Annotated in this window: 11 protein-coding genes (1 of these 11 only partly in view); 3 read left to right on the forward strand and 8 right to left on the reverse strand. The window is 67.9% G+C overall.

Translation table 11 applies throughout. The annotated features are described in order from the left end of the window. Positions 1-3720 carry the 5' end (the start) of an orfamide A non-ribosomal peptide synthetase OfaB gene (gene ofaB / locus BLS75_RS18270; protein WP_072451504.1) on the reverse strand. The gene continues 9384 nt to the left of window position 1, outside the view, so the window shows 3720 of its 13104 coding nt (coding positions 1-3720); the start codon lies at positions 3718-3720; its stop codon lies off the left edge, out of view. A 317-nt stretch (positions 3721-4037) separates the two neighbouring features. Next, positions 4038-10403 carry an orfamide A non-ribosomal peptide synthetase OfaA gene (gene ofaA, locus BLS75_RS18275; RefSeq protein ID WP_072451505.1) on the reverse strand — a complete coding sequence of 2122 codons (6366 nt, stop codon included), beginning with the start codon at positions 10401-10403 and terminating at the stop codon, positions 4038-4040. 594 nt (positions 10404-10997) lie between these two features. Between ofaA and BLS75_RS18280 the strand changes: the two genes are divergently transcribed. Together BLS75_RS18280 and BLS75_RS18285 are read left to right on the forward strand one after the other, a co-directional pair. After that, positions 10998-11798 carry a helix-turn-helix transcriptional regulator gene (locus BLS75_RS18280; RefSeq protein WP_072451506.1) on the forward strand — a complete coding sequence of 267 codons (801 nt, stop codon included), beginning with the start codon at positions 10998-11000 and terminating at the stop codon, positions 11796-11798. 59 nt (positions 11799-11857) lie between these two features. Continuing rightward, a complete protein-coding gene (locus BLS75_RS18285) occupies positions 11858-13288 on the forward strand; it encodes an efflux transporter outer membrane subunit (protein WP_072451507.1) in 1431 nt (476 codons plus the stop codon). Between the two features lie 352 nt (positions 13289-13640). On the opposite strand, the gene aepX is transcribed toward BLS75_RS18285, so the two are convergent. The 4 genes from aepX to BLS75_RS18305 all read right to left on the reverse strand — a co-directional run bounded on the left by aepX (position 13641) and on the right by BLS75_RS18305 (position 18221). Next, a complete protein-coding gene (gene aepX / locus BLS75_RS18290; RefSeq protein ID WP_011060442.1) occupies positions 13641-14531 on the reverse strand; it encodes a phosphoenolpyruvate mutase in 891 nt (296 codons plus the stop codon). Positions 14532-14573: 42 nt separating this feature from the next. Next, positions 14574-15959: a class II fumarate hydratase gene (fumC, locus tag BLS75_RS18295; protein ID WP_011060441.1), complete on the reverse strand. Its 1386-nt coding sequence runs from the start codon at positions 15957-15959 to the stop codon at positions 14574-14576. 81 nt (positions 15960-16040) lie between these two features. After that, positions 16041-16871: a hypothetical protein gene (locus tag BLS75_RS18300; RefSeq protein WP_015634930.1), complete on the reverse strand. Its 831-nt coding sequence runs from the start codon at positions 16869-16871 to the stop codon at positions 16041-16043. A gap of 120 nt (positions 16872-16991) precedes the next feature. Continuing rightward, positions 16992-18221 carry a pyridoxal phosphate-dependent aminotransferase gene (locus BLS75_RS18305; RefSeq protein WP_072451508.1) on the reverse strand — a complete coding sequence of 410 codons (1230 nt, stop codon included), beginning with the start codon at positions 18219-18221 and terminating at the stop codon, positions 16992-16994. A 166-nt stretch (positions 18222-18387) separates the two neighbouring features. Between BLS75_RS18305 and BLS75_RS18310 the strand changes: the two genes are divergently transcribed. Beyond that, positions 18388-19323 carry a LysR substrate-binding domain-containing protein gene (locus BLS75_RS18310; protein ID WP_011060438.1) on the forward strand — a complete coding sequence of 312 codons (936 nt, stop codon included), beginning with the start codon at positions 18388-18390 and terminating at the stop codon, positions 19321-19323. Positions 19324-19394: 71 nt separating this feature from the next. Here the strand turns inward: BLS75_RS18310 and BLS75_RS18315 are convergent, their stop codons facing one another. After that, complete coding sequence (locus tag BLS75_RS18315; protein ID WP_011060437.1) at positions 19395-20630, reverse strand: MFS transporter; 1236 nt, start codon at positions 20628-20630, stop codon at positions 19395-19397. Positions 20631-20732: 102 nt separating this feature from the next. Further along, positions 20733-21557 (reverse strand): hypothetical protein, encoded by an 825-nt coding sequence (locus BLS75_RS18320; protein WP_011060436.1) that lies wholly within the window; start codon positions 21555-21557, stop codon positions 20733-20735. Positions 21558-21559 lie beyond the last annotated feature (2 nt).

Here is a 21559-nt window from a genome sequence, read left to right on the forward strand (position 1 = left end):
GCTGCGCAGGATGTCGTGGCGCGCGATAACCTGCTGCAAGGCCAGGGTGAAGGTTTGCAGGGCGTCTTCGCCGGCAAATTCGAACTGCACCTGGAGCACATAGGGATCGCCCTCGGCGCTGCTCAGGTGGTGATAGAGGATCCCCGCCTGCAAGGGCGCCAAGGCATAGATATCCTGGACGTTGGCGGCGCCGCCGGGCACCCGCGCCAGCAGCCGGTCGATGGCGGCCTGATCGAGGTCCGCCAGGGGCAGCAGGTCCGGGGTGATGTGGCGGCAATCGGCGGCGATGCGGTTGGCTGGCACCTGCACCTCGCGCTGCCCGCCCACGGTCGCCGCCAGCGCGGCCAGGGTCGGCTGGCCGAACAGCACCCGCACATCGGCGCACAGGTCCACCTGGCGCATGCGCTCCATCAGCTTGACCGCCAGCAGCGAGTGCCCGCCCAGCTCGAAGAAGTTGTCCTGGCGCCCGACCTGCGGCAAGCCCAGCAGCTCTTGCCAGATCGTCGCGATGGCCTGTTCCACCTCGCCCTGGGGCGCTGCATATTCACGCCGCGCCAGGGCCTGGCCGTCCGGCGCCGGCAGGGCCTTGCGGTCGAGCTTGCCGTTGGGGGTCAGGGGCCAGGCCTGCAACGTCACAAAGGCGCTGGGCAGCATGTGCTCGGCCAGGCTCTGTTGCAGTTGCTCGCGCAGTTGCGCAGCGCTGGCAGCGGCCCCCGGCCGGGGGATCACATAGGCCACCAGGCGCTTGTCCCCCGGGGTGTCTTCCCGGGCGATCACTACCGCTTCGCGCACGCCGTCGCAAGCCGCCAGGCGGGCCTCGATCTCCCCCAGCTCGATGCGAAAGCCGCGGATCTTCACCTGGTCATCGTTGCGCCCCAGGTACTCCAGGCTGCCGTCGCTGCGCCAGCGCGCCAGGTCGCCGGTCTTGTACAGCCGCGCCCCCGGCTCGTGGCTGAAGGGGTCGGCGATAAAGCGCTCGGCGGTCAGCTGATCGCGGTTGAGGTAGCCCCGGGCAACCCCGGCGCCGCCCACATACAACTCACCCACCACGCCGCTGGGCAGCGGCTCGCGGTGAGCATCGAGCACATACAGTTGCAGGTCGGGAATGCGCCGGCCGATGGGGCTGCTGCCCACCAGTTGGGCGTCCGCCGCCTGCAACGGGCGATAGGTCACGTGCACCGTGGTTTCGGTGATGCCGTACATGTTCACCAGCTGGGTGCCGACGTTTTCCAGGTGGGCATACCAGGGCTTGAGCATCCCCGGTTCCAGGGCCTCGCCGCCGAAGATCACCTGGCGCAGGGAGTGCTTGAGGGGGCTCTGGTCCTGGGCCGCGATCAGCGAACGGAAGGCGCTGGGGGTCTGGTTGAGGATGCTCACCCGGGCTTCGCAGAGCAGCCGGTAGCAGTCATCCGGCGAACGGCTGACGGCCTGGGGCACCACCAGCAACTGGCCGCCATGCACCAGCGCCCCCCAGATCTCCCACACCGAGAAATCGAAGGCGAAGGAATGGAACAGCGCCCACACGTCCCGCCAGTTGAAGTCGAACCAGTCACGGGTGGCGCTGAACAGCCGGGCCACGTTGCGGTGCTCCACCATCACCCCCTTGGGCAGGCCGGTGGAGCCCGAGGTGTAGATCACATAGGCCAGGTGGGCCGGGGTCAGCCCCGGCACTTCGGGGTCGTCCTGGGCTTCATGGGCCAGGGTGCGGCTGTCGAGGTCGATCAGCGGCACCCGCAGGTCGGCCACCAGGGACTGGGTGCCGGCCTGCACCAGCAGCGCCACCGGGTCGCTGTCCTGCAGGGTGTAGGCGATGCGCTCGCGGGGGTAGGCCGGGTCGATGGGCACGTAGGCGCCGCCGGCCTTGAGGATGCCCAGCAGGCCGACGATCATTTCCACGCCGCGCTCGACACAGATCGCCACCCGCTGGTCCGGGCGTACGCCCAGCGCCAGCAAACGGTGGGCCACCTGGTTGGCGCGCCGGTTGAGCTCGCCGTAGCTCAGCCGCAGCTCGCCGAACAGCAGCGCCGGGGCCTCGGGCTGGACCCGGGCCTGGGCTTCCACCTGCTGGTGGATCAGCGGGCTGTCCGGGTAGTGCCCCAGCGGCGTGTTCAGGCCCTGCAACAGGTAGCGGCGCTCGCTGGCCGGGAGCATCTCCAGGCTGTACAGCGGTGCCTGCGGAGTGCTCTGCAAGGCCAGGGCCAGGCTCTCCAGGGCGGTCAGCAGGTAGCCGGCGATGCGCTCGGCGCCCAGTTGCCGATCCACCAGGGCGGTGATGCAAAAATCCTCTCCCAGGTCATCGATGTTGATGGTCAGCGGGTAGTTGGTGCGTTCTTCGGCGCCCAGCACCTGGATGCCCGGGGCCACCTCCTGCACCTGGGCGCCATCGGCGGCGTGGCTGTGGCGGTAGTTGAGCATGGCGCTGAACAGCGGCGTCGGCGCACTGACCCCGCTGCAGCGCTGGGCCAGGGCCAGGGACGCATGCTCATGGGCGAGCAAGGCACTGAGCCGCTGATGGGTGGCCAGGACCCCGGCGCGCACGCCCTGGGCGCCGACATCCACCCGCAGCGGCAAGGTGTTGATGAACATGCCCAGGGCCCGCTCGCCGCCTTCGCCGGCCTCCATGCGGCCCAGCAGCACGGTGCCGAACACCACCGCTTCGCGCCCCGACAGCTGGCCCAGCACCCGGGCCAGGGCCAGGTGCATCAGGCTGGCGCTGCTCACCCCCAACTGCCGGGCCTGGGCCCGCAGGCGCTGGCTGAGCTCGCGGTCCAGGGTCAGCCGGGCCTCTTCGATCACCCGTCCGGCGCCCTGCACATCCCCCAGGCCGCACGGCAGGGTCGGCTCGTCGATATCGCCGAGCATCTCGCGAAAGAAGCGTTCGTGGGCCGCCTCGCTGCGGCTTGCCAGGGCCTGGGCCAGATGGTTGCGAAACGGTACCGGGGCCGGCAGGCGCTCGCTGTGCCCTTGCAGGCGGGCGTGGATTTCCTGGCGTACCAGGTCCAGCGCGGAGTGATCCAGGGCCAGGTGATGGAACAGCAGCAGCGCCACCTGGCGCTGGTTGGCCGGGTCCTCGGCGTGCACCAGGCGCAGCAGCGGCGCCTGACGCAGGTCCAGGCGAAAGTGCCGGGAGTCGTAGCGGGCCTGCAGCTGGCCGAGCACATCGCCGTCGGCCGGGGCCAGCGCCACGGCCTCGATCACCAGCGGCGCCTGGCGCCAGACCACCTGCAACGGCTCATCCAGGCTTTCCCAGGCTATGGCGGTACGCAGGATGTCGTGGCGGTCGATGACCCATTGCAAGGCTTCGGCGAAGGCTTGCCGTCGCTCGGCACTGGCAAAGGCGAAGCGCGCCTGCAGCACATAGGGGTCGCCCTGGGCGGCGGACAAATGGTGATAGAGCATGCCCTCCTGCAGCGGCGCCAGGGGGTAGATGTCCTGCACGTTGGCGGCGCCACCGGGCACTGCGGCGACGATGCGCTCGATGGCGGGCGGGTCCAGCTGCACCAGGGGCAGCATGTCCGGGGTGATCCTGAAGGCCGGGCTCAGCCAGCTGCCGCCCTGGCCGTCGAGCAGTTCCAGGAGCCGGGCCTTGTGCTGCACCAGACTGTCCCAGAGCCCGTCGTCCAGCGCCTCGTCATCGCCCTGGACGAGCAGGTCTTCCTGTTCCCGTTGAAGACGGATCGCCAGGGTCGAAAGCACTGCCATCAATTCGCTGAACTGCATCTTGTAACCTGCCTGAGAATTCGGAAACGGTTGAAGAGAACGTCCTTGTTTCAGATGCAACCTTTCACCGGCGCCCCGCTGCCCGGACGGGCGACAAGCGCCGCTGCCAGGCACCGCGCGGGGCTGTCGCGCCGTTGCGCAAAAAGCACCAGGGACAGTGAGCCCGCCAGGCTTGCTGGCAGCTCGCAGACGCTAAAACATCCGCCGCAGCGGGGCTGACATGGGAAGCCGGGACATGGCGCGGGGCCTGTCCCGCTGAGGCACCACGGCCCGCGCCGGCCCTGGGGCCGGCGCGGGGAAAAGCACTTGCAGCGGCCTCAGAGACGCCGCTGGCGCTTGAGCTGGGGGATGGTGGTGGCGGGGATTTCCAGGCGCTGCAACTGGCCCAGGGTATGGGCCGCCAGCGCCGCCAGGGTCGGCTGGCTGAACAACAGGCGGGCATCGGCGTGCAGGCCTTCCTGGCGCATCCGCGCCACCAGGCTGACCGCCAGCAGGGAATGCCCGCCCAGTTCGAAGAAGTGGTCGTGGCGCCCTACCCGCTCCACTTGCAGCACCTCGGCCCAGAGCCGCGCCAGGGTGGTTTCAAGCGGCCCCTGGGGCGGCTCGAAATCGCGGCTCAGCACCGCTTCCAGGCCCGGCTCCGGCAGTGCATCGCGCGCCAGCTTGCCGTTGGCGCTCAGGGGCAGCGCCGCCAGTTGCACATAGGCTGCCGGCACCATGTACTCCGGCAGACGCTCCAGGACATGGGCCCGCAGCGCCTCGATCCCCGGCGCCGCCACCCCGGGGTGCAGGCTGAAATAGGCCACCAGGCGCTCGCCACGCATCAGCACCGCCACCTCGCGCAGGGCCGGGTGGCTGGCCAGCCGCGCCTCGATTTCCCCCAGCTCCAGGCGCAGCCCCCGCAGCTTGACCTGGAAGTCGTTGCGCCCGAGGAACTCCAGGTCGCCGTCAGCGTTGTAGCGCACCCGGTCACCGCTGCGGTACAGCCGGTCGCCGACGACGAAGGGGCTGTCGATAAAGCGCTCGGCCTGCAACTGCGGCAAGCCCAGGTAACCCCGGGCAACCCCGACCCCGCCAATGTGCAGCTGGCCGCTGACGCCCTGGGGCACCGGCTGGTCATGGGCATCCAGCACATACAGCCGGGTGTTGGTGATGGCCTTGCCGATCGGCAGTTGTACCGGCGGCACCGCCGCCCCTGGCTCCAGGGTCCAGGCGCTGCTGTCCACGGTGGCCTCGGTGGGGCCGTAGACGTTGTGCAAACGGGCTCCGGGCAGGCGCTGGCGGAACAGCCGGGCAATCGCCTCGGTCAGCTCGCCGCCGCCGCAGAACACATCGGTCAGGCTGTGGCACTGGCCGGCCTCTTCCAGCTGCAGAAATTGCAGGAGCATGGCCGGCACGAACTTGATCATGCTCACCTGCTCCTCGCGCACCAATTGCGCCAGATACAGCGGATCGCGCTGGCCGTCGGGCCGCGCCAGCAACAGGCGCATGCCCGTGACCAGGGGCCAGAACAGCTCCCAGACCGAGCCGTCGAAACTGAACGGCGCCTTTTGCAGCAGGGTGCCCCGGGCCCGCTCGCCACACAGCTGCGAACTCCAGTGCATCAGGTTGCCCAGGCCGCGGTGCTCCACCATCACCCCCTTGGGGGTACCGGTGGAACCCGAGGTGTAGATCACGTAGGCCAGGTGCGAAACCGTCAGCCCTGCCACCACGGGATCATGCTGCGGCGCCTGCTCCCAGGTACTGCGGTCGAAGTCGATCAGCGACAGGGGCAGCGGGCCCAGCAGCTCGCGGGTCGGCTGGTGCACCAGCACCGCCAGTGGCTGGCTGTCCTGCACCAGGTAGCGCAGGCGCTCCAGCGGGTAGTCCGGGTCCAGGGGCACATAGGCACCGCCGGCCTTGAGGATGCCCAACAGGCCGATCAGCAGTTCCGGGCTGCGCTGCACGCAGAGCCCGACTCGCACATCCGGCCCCACACCCTGCTCGCGCAGGTAATGGGCCAGCTGGTTGGCGCGCTGGTTGAGCTGCCGGTAGCTCAGTTGCCGCGCGCCGGCCTGCAGTGCAATGGCCTCGGGCGTGCGCCGCACCTGGGCCTCGAACAGGGCATGCAGGGTCAGCTCCCGCGGGTATTGCGAACGGGTGGCATTGAGCGTTTGCAGCAGGTAGCGCGATTCCACCGGCGGCAGGATCGACAGGCTGTGCAACGGCGTCTGCGGCGCCTGCTCCAGGGCCAGCACCAGTGCTTCGAGAGCGGTGCTCAGGTAGCCCAGCAGGCGTTGCGCGCCGATCCGCCGCGGGGCCCGGCAGCCCAGGCGGAAATCCGGTTCCAGGTCGTCCACCGCCAGCATCAGCGGGTAGCTGAGCACCTCTTCGCTGCTCAGCAACTCGACCCCAGGCAAACCCTGCAACAGGTCGCCGCCGAGGCTGTGGCGATAGTTGAGCAAGGCATTGAACAGCGGGGTCGGCGCCGCCACCGCGCTGCAGCGCTGGGCCAGGGACAGCGGCGCCTGCTCGTGGGCGAGCAAGGCACTGAGGCGCTGCTGGGCCTGGCCCAGCCCCTCGGCCACCGTCAGCCCCGCCAGCTCCAGGCGCAGTGGCAAGGTGTTGATGAACATGCCCAGGGCCCGGTCGGCCCCCGCCCCGGCTTGCAGGCGGCCCAGCAATACGCTGCCGAAGAGCACGTCCTCACGGCCGCTGGTACGCCCCAGTACCAGGGCCCAGGCCAGGTGAAACAGGCTGGCGGCGCTGACCCCGAGCTGGCGCACCTGGGTCCGCAGGCGCTGGCCAAGCTCGGCTTCCAGCAGGCCGCTGGCGTGCTGCAGGTCCAGTTGTTCCCCGGGCCGTTCCTGCAGTTCGAAGGCCAGGGTCGGCTCGTCCACCGTGCCCAGGCCGGCCTCGAAGAACGCCTTGTGGGCGGCCTGCCCCTGGCGCGTGCGGGCCACGTAGTCACGGTAGGCATAGGCCGGCGCCAGGCTGGCTTGCCGGCCTTGCACATGGGCGGCGATTTCCGCCAGCAGCACCGCGGTGCTGGTGGCGTCGTTGACCAGGTGATGGAAGCGCAGCAGGCCGATCCAGCGCCCATTGGCCCGGTCCTCGGCCCAGGCCAGGGCCAGCATCGGCGCCTGGCGGATATCCAGCGGGTTGTGCTGCGGGTCGAAGTGCTCGCGCAGTCGCTCCGCTACATGGCCGCCGGGCCCGGCCTGCCACTCTTGCACCGTCAGCCGGGCCTGGCGCCAGACCACCTGCAGCGGCTGCTCCAGCACGTCCCAGACCAGGCTGGTGCGCAGGATGTCGTGGCGCTCGATCACTGCCTGCAGCGCCAGGGCGAAGGCGTCCAGGTCCTCGCGCCGGGCGAAGGCGAACAGCGCGTGCTGCTGGTAGGGATCGCGGTCGGCGGTCATGTGGTGATAGAGCAGGCCCTCCTGCAACGGCGCCAGGAGGTAGATGTCCTGCACATTGGCAGCGCCGCCGGGGATGCAGGCCACCACCCGGTCGATGCTGCCCTGGTCCAGCTCCACCAAGGGCAGCATCGCCGGGGTGATGCGCTGGCAGTCGGGCGGAACGCGGTTGGCCGGGACCTCGACGACCTGCCCGGTGCTCACCGCCGCAGCGAGACTGGCCAGGGTCGGCTGGCCGAACAGCACCCGCACATCGGCCTGCAGGCCGGCCTGGGCCATGCGCTGGATCAGTTGCAGGGCCAGCAGCGAATGCCCGCCCAGTTCGAAGAAGTGATCGTGGCGGCCCACCTGCTCCACCTGCAGCAGCTCGCTCCAGAGCCCGGCCAGGGTGATTTCCAGCGGGCCCCGGGGCGCCTCGTAGGCGCGGCTGATCAGGTCCTCGGGCCCCGGCGCCGGCAGCGCCCGGCGGTCCAGCTTGCCGTTGCCGGTCAGCGGCCAGGCGTCGAGCGGTACGTAGGCCATGGGCAACATGTACTCCGGCAACTGCTGGCGCAGAAATTCCCGCAGTTGCAGGGCCGTGACCGCCTGGCGCGGAATGAACCAGGCCAGCAACTGACCGTCCCGGGCCTGGACCAGCGCCTCGCGCACTGCCGGGTGATCCCCCAGGCGGGTCTCGATTTCCCCCAGCTCGATGCGCAGGCCGCGGACCTTCACCTGATCGTCGTTGCGCCCCAGGTATTCCAGGCTGCCGTCCTCCCGCCAGCGAGCCAGGTCGCCGCTGCGGTACATGCGCGCGCCGGGACGGTCGCTGAAGGGGTCCGCAAGGAAGCGTCCGGCATTCATCCCATCGCGGTTGAGGTAACCCCGGGCCACCCCGCCACCGCCCACATAGAGCTCGCCGGGCACGCCGATGGGCAGCAGTTGCTGCTGTTCATCCAGCAGGTAGATCCGGGTATTGGCGATGGGCCGGCCGATATGCAGGGCCTGCCCGGCCTCGATGGCACCGGAAGTGGCGACCACCGTGGCCTCGGTGGGGCCGTAGTTGTTGATCACGGCAAACCCGGGGTCAGCAGGCAACTGGCGCAGGCGGTCGCCGCCGATCAGCAAGGTGCGCAGGGTCGGGTGGCCCAGTTGCTGGCTGAGGGCGTACTCGGCCACCGGGGTCGGCAGAAAGCTCACCTCCAGCGGCTGGGCGCGCCACCAGGCCAGCAGGCGGTCCAGCTCCTCGGGGCCGTCGCTGACCGGCGCCAGGTGCAGGGTCGCCCCGGCGCACAGGGCCGGCCAGACTTCCCAGGCCATGGCATCGAAGCCGAAACCGGCAAGGCATGAGGTGTGGCTGCCAGCCTGGAGGTCGAAAGCCCGGCCATGCCAGTCCACCAGGTTCGACAGGCTCTGGTGCTCCACCATCACGCCCTTGGGTTGGCCGGTGGAGCCGGAGGTGTAGATCACGTAGGCCAGGTGCTCGGCGGTCAGCCCGGCGGCCTCGGCAATCTCGCCAGGGCCGTCCAGCCACTGGCCGTTGTCGAGGTCGATCAGCGGCACGTTCAGCGTCGGCAGGCACTGGCGCAGGGCGCCCTGGGTCAACACCGCCCGCGGCGCGCTGTCATGCAGCAGGAAGGCCAGGCGCTCAGTCGGATGGGCCGGGTCCAGGGGCACATAGCCCGCGCCGGCCTTGAGAATCGCCAGCAGCCCCACCAGGGTTTCCGGGCTGCGCCGGGCGACGATGGCCACCCGCGCATCCGGCCCCACTCCCAGCTCGCGCAGGTGCAGGGCCAGGGCGTTGGCCCGGCGGTCGAGCTGTTCATAGCTGAGGGCCTGGCCCTGGGCGACCAGGGCAATGGCCTGGGGCGTGCGCCGGGCCCAGGCTGCGACCCGGGCGTGAATCCGCTGTTCGGCGGCGGCTGGCTGTTCGTTGGCGTTCCAGGCCTGCAAGCGGCGCAGCTCGGCGGCAGGCAGCAGGGAGAAGCGGGCCACCGGCAGTTGCACATTGTCCAGCCCCTGCTCCAGCACATGCAGCAGGCGCGCGGCCAGGGCCTCGATTTCCTCGGGCTGGAAATACGCCGAGTCGTAGACGTAGTGCATCCAGGCGCTGTCATCGAAGCTGTTGCTGCGCAGGTGGATGGCCAGGGGCGTGGGCTCGTGGCGGTTGGAGACTTTCACCGACGAGGCCGCCGCCTCGCCGTAGCGGTAGTCCAGGTCTTCCAGTTCGTAGGACAGCGACAGCTCGAACAGCTGCGCGCGGTCTTCGCGCAGCAGGCCGAGGGCGCGGTTGAGTTCGCTCAGGGGAAAGCGCTGGTGGCGGAAGTCCTGTTTCAGTACATCGCGCACCGCCCCCACCAGGGCCTCGAAGCTCAGTTCGCGGCCGAAGTCCATGCGCACCGCGCTGACTTGGGTGAAGGAACCCAGGGTCACCTTGAAGGCCGCATTGGGGCGGTTCAGCACCGGCATGCCCAGGACCCATTCGTCCCGTTGCAGGGTGCGGGTGAAGTACACATGCAGCGCCGCCAGCAGCACATGAAAGGCCGAGGCCCCGGTGCTCTTGCCCAGGGCCTTCATGCGTTCGTGCAAGGCCGCGGGGAACGCCTGGACCAGGGTCGCCCCCGGGGTCGCGGCGTCGGCGGCGGGCCGGTAGCGCGGGCGCAGCACCGGCTCCGGCAGGCTCTGGTACTTGTCCAGCCAGTAGTCGCGGTCCCGGGCATAGCGGCTGGACTGGTGGTAGCGGGCGTCGTCCTCGATGAAGTCGACAAAGGACGGCGCCGTGGCCTGGGGTTCCTCGCCGCTGGCCAGGGCGCTGTAGAGCCCGCCCAGGGACTGGGACAGCTGGGCAAACCCCCAGCCGTCGAGGATCAGGTGATGGGCCTCGACTTCCATCAGGTGATGCTCGGGGCCCACCCGGAACAGCGAGAAGCGGCACAGCCGTTCGCCGTCGAGCTTGAACGCCTGCTGCATCTGCCGGCGGATCTGCGCCTGGGCCGCCGCCAGCGGATCGGCCGCCGCGGACAGGTCATGGAACACCAGCTCCACCGGCCACTGCCGGTCGAAGTGCTGCAAGGGCAGACCGTCGACGCTGCCCTCCAGGGACAGCACCGTGCGCAGCACGTCGTGCTTGTCCACCAGCAGCTCCACGGTGCGCTGCATCAGCTCGGGCCGGAACGGCCCCTTGAGCACGGCATAGCCGCCGATGTTGTACAGCGGCGAGTCGCCCCGGCTCAGTTGGTCGAGCCAGATATCGCGCTGCCCGGCGGTCAGCGGCAGGCCCCGGGCCTGTACCGGACCGGCGTTCATGCGCGCCCCCGGGCGGGGTGCCCGGCCCATGGCGGGCAGTGGCTGGCTGGGGTGACTGGCGCGACGAAAGCGCCCACGGCTGCGGCGGAAAAATGCGTCATAAGATCCTTCTCATGTGATGGGCCCGGGCACCGGCGTCCGCGGATTTAAGCATCGGCCCCAGGGCCTGTATGTCACCCGAAACCCGGACAGTTCCGGCCCCGGTCGGGCACCTCGGGCAGCACCGCGCCGGGCTGTTGCAGCAGCTCTGCTGATCAGCTGAATCGGCTGTAGGAAATTGGCTACGCGTGAACGACGCTCATGGCCTGCGGAGGGCTTTTGCGTTCCACCGCAGGCTTGCCCCTCGGGCAACCTTGACGCCGGGAAACACCCCGCCGGCGGGGGCGACGGGGCCGTCGCAAGGGCTTGACCCAGAGCCTTGGCGAGGCCCTGGCAGGGCCATGATGTCCCGGTTTCCCCCTACAGACGCCAGGCAAAGCCATAGGCTTAAATCAACGCCCGGGAACTGGATCAGGTTCATCGGGAATCTGCCACGGCATGCCGCGGCAAGCGCGCGTCGATCAGCGATTTGTCTCGATCAAGGATGATAAGGATATGAGTCTGACCAGCAGTATTGCGAACCTGGAAACCCCGCACTTCTACTTCGAACTGGGGCAGTTGATTTCCTGCTCCGGCCACCCGCAGTTCGCCAGCGAAATGCTGCAACTGGTGGACAAGCTGGTGCCACTGACCCAACTGGTGCTCAGCGAATGGACCCTGGACGAACGCCAGGCCAGCCCCCTGGCCATTACCCTGCTGGGGCGCGCCGGGCTGCACAAGGACCTGCCACTGCCGGAGCCGCCGCGACGCCATGACCCACTGCTGCAGCAGATGCTGGAAATGGACGACTCACTGCTGATTCAAATGAATGCCCAGGCCCGCAGCGGCCCTTCCCGCACCACCGCGCACCAATGCCACCTGGTCTCGCGCAAAGCCAATCGCCGCTGTGTCATCGCCCTCTACCGGGCTCCCGACCAGGGCGGCTTTTCCCTGTCCGAACTGTCGTTTCTCAAGAGCCTGTCGCAGACCCTGCTGCCGTTGCTGGAACGCCACGCCCAGCTGCACCGGCAACAGGCCCTGAAGAACCTGCGCAGCTGGAGTGCCAAGCCCGCCGATGCCTTGCAGCAGACACCGCTGCAACGGGAGTTCGATGAGCGCCTGTCCCTGGGCGACATCACCCTCTCGGCGCGGGAAAAGGAAGTCTGCCTGGGGTTGCTGACCGGCGGCACCGTGCCGGAAATGGCCCAGCGCCTGAGCGTCAAGAACAGCTCGGTGGAAACCTACCTCAAGCGCGCCGCCGCCAAGCTCGGGGTCAGCGGCCGTCACGGGCTGGCCAAGTGGATGGTCGGCGCCTGAAACCGCCCGCACGCCCCTGGCTGTCCGCCATCAGGATGTCCTTGTCACGAGGCTGATCAATGCGTAATTCCCCACTGACCCTGGCGGCCCTGGCCCTGGCCCTCGGCGGCTGCTCCCTGGCCCCGGACTACCAGCGCCCGACCGCTCCCGTGGCGCCCCAGTACCCACAGGGCGCAGCCTTCGCCCCCGCTGCCGGCAACCCGGGGGCCGACTGGCAGGGACTGTTCCAGGACCCGTTGCTGCAGCAATTGATTCACAGCGCCCTGCAGAACAACCGCGACCTGCGAGTGGCGGCGCTGAATGTCGCGGCCTACCAGGCCCAGTACCGCATCCAGCGTGCCGACCTGTTCCCGGCGGTGAGCGCCGGCGCCTCGGGCAAGCGCCAGCGCCTGCCGGAACGGATGACCGGCAGCAAGGCACTGATCAGCTCCAGCTACTCCGCCAACCTGGGCATCAGTGCCTATGAGCTGGACTTCTTCGGGCGCATCCGCAGCCTCAGCCAGCAGGCGCTGATGACCTACCTGTCCAGCGAAGAGGCACGGCGCAGCGCGCAGTTGAGCCTGGTGGCCAATGTCGCCACGGCCTACCTGAGCTGGTGTGCCGACCAGGAGCTGCTGGAGCTGACCCGCAAGACCCTGGCCGCGGACGAACAGAGCCTGCGCCTGACCGCCCGCAATGGCAGCGCCGGCAAGATCTCGGCCCTGGATGTGGCCCAGGCCCGCACCAGCGTCGACAGTGCCCGCGCCAGCCTGGCCCGTTACCAGCGCCAGGTGGCCCAGGACCTGAACAACCTGGCGCTGCTGGTGGGGGCGCCGCTGCCCGACGCCCTGCCCCGGCGCGGGCTGGCCGAGGGCATGCTGGCCCAGGTGCCTGCGGGCCTGCCCTCGGACCTGTTGCAGCGGCGCCCGGACATTCTCCAGGCCGAGTACCAGTTGCAGGCCGCCAACGCCAATATAGGCGCGGCCCGTGCAGCGTTCTTCCCCAGCGTCAGCCTGACCGCCAACGCCGGCAGCGCCAGCAAGGAGCTGTCCGGGCTGTTCAAGGGTGGTGCCGGGGCCTGGACCTTCCAGCCGCAGATCAACCTGCCGATCTTCAATGCCGGCAGCCTGCGGGCCAGCCTGGATTACGCCCGGCTGCAGAAGGACATCAGCGTCGCCCAGTATGAAAAGGCCATCCAGACTGCCTTCCAGGAAGTCGCCGACGGCCTGGCCGCGCGCCAGACCTTCCAGCAGCAACTGAGTGCCCAGCACAGCCTGGTGCAGGCCAGCCAGGACTACTACAACCTGGCCGAGCACCGCTACCGCATCGGCGTCGACAGCAACCTGGTGTTCCTCGATGCCCAGCGCTCGCTGTTCAGCGCCCAGCAAGGGCTGATCAACGACCGCCTGGCGCAGTTGCTGGCCGAGGTAAATCTGTTCCGGGCCCTGGGTGGTGCCTGGGAGGATGACGCGCAGGCACCGGGCCTGGCCCGCGCCCAGACCTTGCCCTGAGCCACTGGCGACGGCCGGGTATCAGGGGGCTGGGGCGATGAGATGTTGGGGGGATGCGGGGACCGGGGCCCTGAGTGCCCCACGCTGTAGAACCAACCCGGTCAGCCAGGGCAGTAGGCGAAACATGGACCGGGCAGGCAGGTACAGCCGTGTTGCAGCCCGCCCTGACCAACCACCGCCATTCAGCGTGTTGCCTGTGGTAGCTGGCCGGGCGAACGGGGAGCGAGTCTAGACAGCGCCCCCCACAGCGTCTGTAGGAAAATTCTGAATTCAGAACGTTCCGAATCTCGGAGTGGAATCGGATAAAGCACGCCCGTTCCACGGCCCTGCGAAGGGGGTTGGCCGCGAGTGCCTAACGGGTGCCCGGCACCAGGTCGAGGATCTCGTCGATGCCCAGGCATCGCGGCTCCACCTCCAGGGTCCGGCCATGCTCGAGAATCCCCACCGCCACATCACGCATGGCCATGTAGGCACTGCGCAGCATGTGGTTGGCGTAGATCACCGCGTTGAAGCCGGCCCCCTCAAGCTCGTCGAAACTCAAGTGAGCGTAGCTGGTGGGCACACAGATCAGCGGCACCCGCGGGCAGTGGCGGCGGAACAACCGGGCGAACTCGAGGATCTCCAGGCCGTCCTTCTTGCGGCTGTGGATCATGATCCCGTCGGCGCCGGCCGCGACATAGGCCAGGCAGCGCTCGATGGCATCGTCCATGCCCTTGTCGAGGATCAGGCTTTCACAACGGGCGATGATCAGCAGATCCTCGTGGCTGCGGTTGGCGCAGCCCACGCGGATCTTTTCGCAGAACTCCTCGATGGAGTCCTGGAGCTGGCTCACCGCGTTGCCGAACAGCGAGTTCTTCTTCAGCCCGCACTTGTCCTCGATCACCACCGCCGAGACCCCGGCCCGGTCCAGCATCTTCACGTGGATGGCGAAGTGCTCGGCCTTGCCCCCGGTATCACCGTCGAAAATCATCGGCAACGAACACACATCGAAGATCTCGCGGATGCCGTGCAAGCGGTTGCTCGGCGAGAGGATCTCGATGTCCGGCAGGCCCTTGTGGGTCGAGTCGGTAAGGGAGCTGGACCAGATGGCGTCGTAGACCAGGCTCGGTCCGCTGCCCCGCTCCAGCCTGGATTGCTCCGCCAGCAGGGCGGAGATCGGGCTGTGGGCTTCGAGCACGCGAAGGCAGCGCTTGCGGCGCAGCAACTGGCTCAGGTTGGTTCGGCGAATATCAGCTTCCTGCATGGGATTCACACGCCTCTTGTGGTTGGGGAACACCGGGTTCGCTCAGGGGTGGGTCATGTCCAGGGCCACCACGTAGCGGTCGAAATCCGCCGCCGAGACATAGCCCAGCTGCTGGGCCACTTCCCGCAGCGACTTGCCCTCGTGGTGGGCGGTCTTGGCGATGATCGCGGCCTTGTCATAGCCGATGTGGCGGTTGAGGGCGGTCACCAGCATCAGGTTCTTCTCGATATTGGCCTCGATGCGCGCCCGGTTCGGCTCGATGCCCACCGCGCAGTGGTCGTTGAAGGCCCGGCAGGACTCGGCCAGCAAGGTGATGCTTTCCAGCACGTTGTGCACCATCACCGGCTTGTAGACGTTGAGCTGGAAATTGCCCTGGCTGCCAGCGAAGGCCACGGTGGCGTCGTTGCCGAAGACCTGGGTACAGACCATGGTCAGCGCCTCGCACTGGGTCGGGTTGACCTTGCCCGGCATGATCGAGGAGCCCGGCTCGTTCTCTGGAATGTCGATCTCGCCGATGCCGCAGCGCGGCCCGCTGGCCAGCCAGCGCACGTCGTTGGCGATCTTCATCAGGGCCATGGCCAGGGTGCGGATCGCCGCCGAGGTGTTGATCAGCGCGTCATGGGCCGACAGGGCGAAGAACTTGTTGGCGCAGGACTTGAACGGGTAGCCGGTGAGCTCGGCGATGATTCGTGCGCACTCGTCGCCGAACTGCGGGTGGGAGTTGAGCCCGGTGCCCACCGCCGTGCCGCCGATGGCCAGGTCGTAGAGGCCGGTGAGGTTGTGCTGGATGGCCGCCAGGGCGTAGTCGATCTGCTCGACCCAGCCACCGATCTCCTGGCCCAGGGTGATGGGGGTGGCGTCCTGCAAGTGGGTGCGTCCGACCTTGACCACATCGCGGTACTGCTCGGCCTTCTCGAACAGCGTGTCGCGCAGCACCGAGACGCCCGGCAGCAGGGTTTCGAAGATCTCCGTCACCACCACCATGTACATCGCCGTGGGGAAGGTGTCGTTGGACGACTGGCCACGGTTGACGTGGTCGTTGGGGTGGATCGGCTTCTTGCTGCCCAGCTCGCCGCCGAGCATCTCGATGGCCCGGTTGGCGATCACTTCGTTGGCGTTCATGTTGGACTGGGTGCCGGAACCGGTCTGGAACACCACCAGCGGGAAATGCTCGTCCAGTTGCCCGCTGATCACCTCATCCGCCGCCTTGACGATGGGCAGCGCAATGGCTTCCGGCAGCTCGCCGAGCTTGAGGTTGGCCAGGGCCGCGGCCTTCTTCAGGATGCCCATGCTGCGGATCATCGGCGCCCCCCACTGGAAGCGTGCACGGCCGATGGGGAAGTTGTGGATGGAGCGTTCGGTCTGGGCTCCCCAGTACTTGTTGGACGGTACCGAAATGGAACCCATCGAGTCGGATTCAAGACGCATGTGGGTAGTTCTCCAATAAATGAATGAGGGTCCGGCCTGCGGTGCCGGGCAGGCGCCCTGCCCGGCCTGGTTGGCAGGCGCTTATTCCTTGAGTACGGAGGCCATCTTCTCCAGGTGCTGGCAGGCGCGCAGCACGTACTCATCGGACAGCGCTGCGATGCGCCGGTAGTTGACCTGCTGGCCGGTGGCCTGGGTGTAGAGCTTCAGGGCGTCGGTGGCGTGGCGGAAATGCCGGGCCTCGACGGCGCCGCAGTGAACGCTGAGGAAGCCGGCGATGCGGTTGGCTTCCCCGGCGGGGTAACCGCAGGATTCGCGCAGCCAGTTCTTCCACAGCGGTGTCATCAGGTTGTACTCGCCGGTGTTGAACAGCTCGGTCAGGGCCATCATCTCCAGGGCTTCCACCAGGTTCGGGGCCAGCGGGCGCTTCTCGCCGACCCAGGTGGAGAACTCCTTGGTGATGGGGTTCAGGTACTTGTCCTGCAGGCGCCAGTTGTCCGAGCCGCAGATGGCCGAGGCCATGCGGTGGTAGAGCTTGGAATGGTGGGGATGGCCGTGCATCTCACCCAGGCCGACGTCCTCGACGATGATCTCGCCGCAGTGCCGGGCCGCCTCCAGCAGCTTGAGCTTGTTGTCATCACCGGGCAGGTCCTCGGACTCCTGCAGCAGCCGCACGATGATGCTGGACACCGCATGGGCCGCGCCATCCGGGCTGCGCCAGCCGCAGAAAAAGGTGCACAGCGAGTCCTCGGACCACTTGCGCGAGGTCATGCGCTGGTAGGTCAGGCAGTAGCCGTCCAGCTTGTCGGGGTGGTTTTCAAAGCCCGTCAGCAGGGCCTCCACCAGGTTGCGGTCCTCGACATCCACCAGGGCCTGGTGCACGTAGCCGATGAACTCCTTGCGGGAACTCTCCATGTTTTTCTCCTGTAATTGTTCTTCACTTCACGGACAACAAGATGAACGACGCCGGCCCGGGCCACGGCGGGCTCGGGAACGGGCTTGATTCCCCTGGGGGCTGGGCTGCCGGGAGCCGCTTCAGTCGATGACGATCGCCGAGATGAACTGGGCGAAACGGCCCAGGCCCTCGATCAGTTCCTCATATTCCACGGCGTAGGAAATGCGGATGCAGTGGGGGTCGCCACAACCGGAGCCGGGCACCACCGCGATGTGCGCCTCGGTCAGCAGCAGGTCGGCCAGGTGATCCACATCGCGCACCGCTTCGCCGTGGTAGGAGCCGCCGAGCCGGGAAGAGACATCGATATACAGGTAGAAGGCGCCTTCCGGCGGCGCATAGCTCACCCCTTCCAGGCGGTCGAGGTAGGTGCGTGCGGCGTGCAGCTGGCGTTGCAGGAACGGGTTGACCAGGTCGGCAAAGTGCGACGAATCGGCGTTCAGGGTATTGAGCGCGGCGTACTGGGACAGGCTGCTGGGGTTTGAGGTGGTGTGCCCCTGCAGGTTGTGCATGGCCGCGATCACCGGCGCCGGGGCGCAGGCGTAGCCGACCCGCCAGCCGGTCACCGCCTGGCTCTTGGAGAAGGAATCGATCAGCACCGTCTGCCCTTTCAATGCCGGGCACAGCGCCAGGATGTTGTGGTGCTCGTGGCCTTCGCGCACCAGGCCGCGATAGCACTCGTCGAACATCACCCACAGTTGCCGCTCCTGGGCCAACTGGGCGATGGCCAGCAGTTGCTCGCGTTCATAGACGGTGCCGGTGGGGTTGTTGGGGGTGTTGATGACGATCATCCGGGTGCGCTCGGTGAGCGCGCCACGCACCGCGTCCACCGTCAGCCGGTAGTGGTCGGCGCGGGTCTGGACGCACACCGGGGTGGCGCCGGCCAGGCGGATCTGGGTGGGAAAGGTTTCCCAGTACGGGGTCGGCACTATCACCTCGTCCCCGGGGTTGAGCAGCACCATGCAGGCGTTGTAGAGCGCCTGCTTGGCCCCGGCGGTGACCGCCACTTCATTGGCGGCGAACTCCACCCCGGTGCGCTGGCTGACCCGTTGCGCGAGCTTCTCGCGCAGGGCCGGCAGGCCGATGGGCGGGGTGTAGCGGTTGCGCGCATTGGCGATGGCTTCGATGGCCCCGGCGCGCATGTCCTCGCAGGCATCGAAGGACAATTCGCCGGCGGCGAAATTGATCACCTTGATCCCGCTTTCCTTCAGGGCGTTGGCTTTGCTACGCATGCTCGAGGTGCCTGGAGCACTGAGGCCCAGCGCACGCTGGGACAAAGAAAAACGGACGGCCGTGGCTTCGCTGCTTGTCATTTTTGTACCTGCGAAAACAATCGGAAAACAGAGTGAACCGAGCCTGTACCCATGCGCCTCCGGCAACCTGGAAAGCTGGTCTAGGCTGGTCGTCTTACATTCTGATGACAGTCGCAAATAGCGGCCAATACTGTTTGCGTCGTGATTGATACTGGAAAAACAAGAAATGCTAGAGCTCCGTCGTCTGCGTTATTTCGTCACCGTTGCCGATGAATTGCACTTCGGCCGCGCCGCCCTGCGCCTGCGGATCGCCCAACCGCCGCTGACCCGGCATATCGCCGCCCTGGAGGCGCGCCTGGGCATCCGCCTGTTCGAACGCTCGACCCGCACCGTGTGCCTGACCCCGGAGGGCGAACTGTTCCTGCAGCAGGCCCGGGGGGTGATCAGTGCCGTCGGCGAGGCCGAGGCCACCGCGCGCAAGATCGCCCATGGCGCCATCGGCCGTATCGTCATCGGCTATGCCAGCTCGATTCCCCTGTCCAACGCTTTCTCCGAGATGATCCGCAACACCAGCCGCAGCCTGCCGGAGGTGGAGCTGGCGTTTCGCGAGGTGTCCACCGCCAGCCAGCGCCAGCAGTTGATCGATGGCAGCCTGGATATCGGCTTTGGCTGGGGGGCGCCCAACTTGCCGGCCCACGGTTTGCAGTCGCTGGTGAGTTCGCGCGATTCCCTGGTGGTGGCGGTGCCGTCGCGCAGCGCTTTCGCCGGCAGGAGCAGCCTGGGGTTTTGCGAACTGGCGGGGGAATCCTTCGTGACCTTTCCGAGCGCCTACGGATCGGCCCTGAACACCGCCCTGGAGGACCTCTGCGCCCACAGCGGGATCATCCCGCGCCTGGGGCCCACGGCGTCACAGATGACCACCCTGGTGTCCCTGGTGGCGGCGGAGCGCGGGGTGGCCGTGGTGCCCGACTACACCGCGACCCTGCAGCGTCCCGGGGTGGTCTATGTGCCGCTGGCCGAGCCCTATGTGCTGGAACAGACGGTCAGTTGGCGCACGCCCCTGGGGTCGCGCTGCCTGGAGCGCTTCGTCGAACTGGCCAGGACCCTGGCAGCGCCGCTGCCGGCCCCTGCCGCGGGGCCCGAATGGCGCCTGCGCGGCTAGCGCTCCACCAGCAAGCAGCAGGCCCGGACAATCCCGCTCCGGGCCTGCGCTTTCAGGGCATTGGCGGGACCTCAGCCGGGGCTGGGTAAGGACCGGGCGTCGGCGTCCAGGCCACGCTGCACGTACCAGGACAGCGGCAGGGTCAGCAGCAGGGTCGCGGCCAGGGCCATCACCGCCAGGGGAATCCCGGTGACGTCGCCGAGGCTGCCGAACAGCACCGGCGCCAGCGCCCCGCCGCCGATGGTGCCGGTGTAGAACAGCGAGAACGCCTGCTCGCGCTTGCCCGCCCCCGCCAGGTCCGGCACCGCGCCATAGAGCACCGACGAGGTGCCGTTCAGCGCCAGCCCCAGCAGCGGCAACATCACCATCAACCCCACATAGGGCAGGAACACCGCCAGCACGATCAGGCTGGCGGTGGTGAACTCGGTGATCCACACGGTCTTCATCATGCCGATGCGCGCCCCGAGGTAACCGCACAGCAGCTTGCCGAAAGCGCCACCGACGAACAGCAGGGTCAGGGCCAGGCCGATACCGGCGGTGCCGGCGCCCTTGGCCTTGAGCAGGAACGGCAGAAAGGTCAGGAAACCCATGCGTACCGCACTGTCCAGGGTGCCGGTGAGGATCAGTGCCCGCAGGCCGCCGACCGAGCCCTGGCCCTTGACCGTCTTCGGCGCCTTTTCCTGCATGGCCAGGGTCGCCGCCCGGGACGGGATCAGCCACCACAGCGCCAGCGCAGCGGCCAGCCCCAGGAGGCCGATCAGGGTCACGCTGGCACGCCAGCTGATCACGGTCAGCAGCAGCCCCACCAACCCGGGAATCAGGGTCTTGCCGATGTCCCCGGCGAAGTTGTACTGGGACAGCGCTTCCTTGACCCCGCCGCCAGCCTCGTGGGTGTCGGTGATGATCGAGGACGCCAGCGGGTGCTGGGTACTGGCCCCCAGGCCGCCCAGCAGCAGCGCCAGAAGCAGCACCCCCAGCCCCCCGGCCTGCCCCGCCAGCAGGTAGGCCAGCCCGGCCAGGGCAGTGCCACCCACCAGCAGGCGCTCGCGCCCCCAGCGCTTGGCTCCACGGCTGGCCAGCAACTGGAAGCCGGCCATCATCCCGGAATAGGCGCCGCGCAGCAGGCCGATCTGGGCGTAGCTCATGGCGAACTGCGCCTGCCAGATCGGCAGCAGTACATAGATCACGTCAGTCAGGCCGTCATGCACCGCGTGGGCGCCGCAACCGGCCACCAGGGAACGGCGGCGCACCGACACATCGGACGCCGGCAATGCCTCCGGGGAGGCGTGATGTTTCAGGTCATTCATTGTCGAGACAGGCTGCAAAATGAAAAGGAAGGGTCAATCAGCAACAGGATAGGCGAGCCTGGGTCAGCCACAAGCCCCGTTGCCGGGGCCGGGCCGGAGCCATCAACGCAACAGCTGGGCACAGTCGCGCATTACCCGAGCCTTGCGCTGCAGGTATTCGGCGAAGATTTCCCGCGCGGCCTGCGGGTCGACCCGCACCTGCATGGCATCGACGAACTCGTTGACCGCCGCCACCGCATGGGCGAAGTGATTGCTCTCGGTGCCGCCGGTGTGCACCGTGACCCAGGCCACGGTGGTGCGCGCCTTCTCTGCCGGCACCCCCATGTCGCGGACGAACCACTGCTTGTACAGCGGGTGGATAAACTCCACTTCACCGTGGGTGTAGACCTCGTGGATCAGGGTGGTCAGCAGGCCCTGCAGCAGGTCGCGGTCACGCAGGCGGCGAAAATCCGTCCAGTCCTTGAAGCCCTGGGCCGAGGGCAGGCAGTTTTCCTTGAGCAGCCACTGGTCATCGCCGCAGATCGGCGTGGCCATGTTGTAGAACAGGTCCGAATGCAGGGTATTGCCCAGGGCGCCCAGGTCTTCATCGGTGATCCGCTGCAGGCTGCCGCAGGCCCGGTACAGGCCGTCGGCGGCTTCCGAGCCCTGCCCGGAGCGGGCCAGCAAGGTGATGCGGTTGGCCAGCCCGGACACACTGGTGGCGGAGTTGTTGGTCTTCGACCAGCTGGCGAAGAACTTGCGCAGCACCGCCGGCTCGTGGCGACGGGAGGTGAGCTTCTCGAAGGCATGCTCGATGTCCACCAGGGCGCCCTCTTCGCTCCAGAACGCCTCGAACAGCGCATGCTTCAAGACACTGGCCGGCATGTCGTTCAACACAGGTTCGACAATCTTCAGCAACTGGCTCTGCCGGGTCAGTACGTTATTCATGG

Origin of the sequence: Pseudomonas sp. NFPP12, from assembly GCF_900103205.1 — a bacterium.
GTDB classification, from domain to species: Bacteria; Pseudomonadota; Gammaproteobacteria; order Pseudomonadales; family Pseudomonadaceae; genus Aquipseudomonas; species Aquipseudomonas protegens.

Bases quoted from the DNA above. Each gene is read 5' to 3' on its own strand.
- BLS75_RS18310 (WP_011060438.1), top strand. From the start codon at position 18,388: ATGCTAGAGCTCCGTCGTCTGCGTTATTTCGTCACCGTTGCCGATGAA.
- ofaA (WP_072451505.1), bottom strand. From the start codon at position 10,403: ATGAACGCCGGTCCGGTACAGGCCCGGGGCCTGCCGCTGACCGCCGGG.
- BLS75_RS18305 (WP_072451508.1), bottom strand. From the start codon at position 18,221: ATGACAAGCAGCGAAGCCACGGCCGTCCGTTTTTCTTTGTCCCAGCGT.
- BLS75_RS18320 (WP_011060436.1), bottom strand. From the start codon at position 21,557: ATGAATAACGTACTGACCCGGCAGAGCCAGTTGCTGAAGATTGTCGAA.
- aepX (WP_011060442.1), bottom strand. From the start codon at position 14,531: ATGCAGGAAGCTGATATTCGCCGAACCAACCTGAGCCAGTTGCTGCGC.
- BLS75_RS18300 (WP_015634930.1), bottom strand. From the start codon at position 16,871: ATGGAGAGTTCCCGCAAGGAGTTCATCGGCTACGTGCACCAGGCCCTG.
- BLS75_RS18315 (WP_011060437.1), bottom strand. From the start codon at position 20,630: ATGAATGACCTGAAACATCACGCCTCCCCGGAGGCATTGCCGGCGTCC.
- BLS75_RS18285 (WP_072451507.1), top strand. From the start codon at position 11,858: ATGCGTAATTCCCCACTGACCCTGGCGGCCCTGGCCCTGGCCCTCGGC.
- fumC (WP_011060441.1), bottom strand. From the start codon at position 15,959: ATGCGTCTTGAATCCGACTCGATGGGTTCCATTTCGGTACCGTCCAAC.
- BLS75_RS18280 (WP_072451506.1), top strand. From the start codon at position 10,998: ATGAGTCTGACCAGCAGTATTGCGAACCTGGAAACCCCGCACTTCTAC.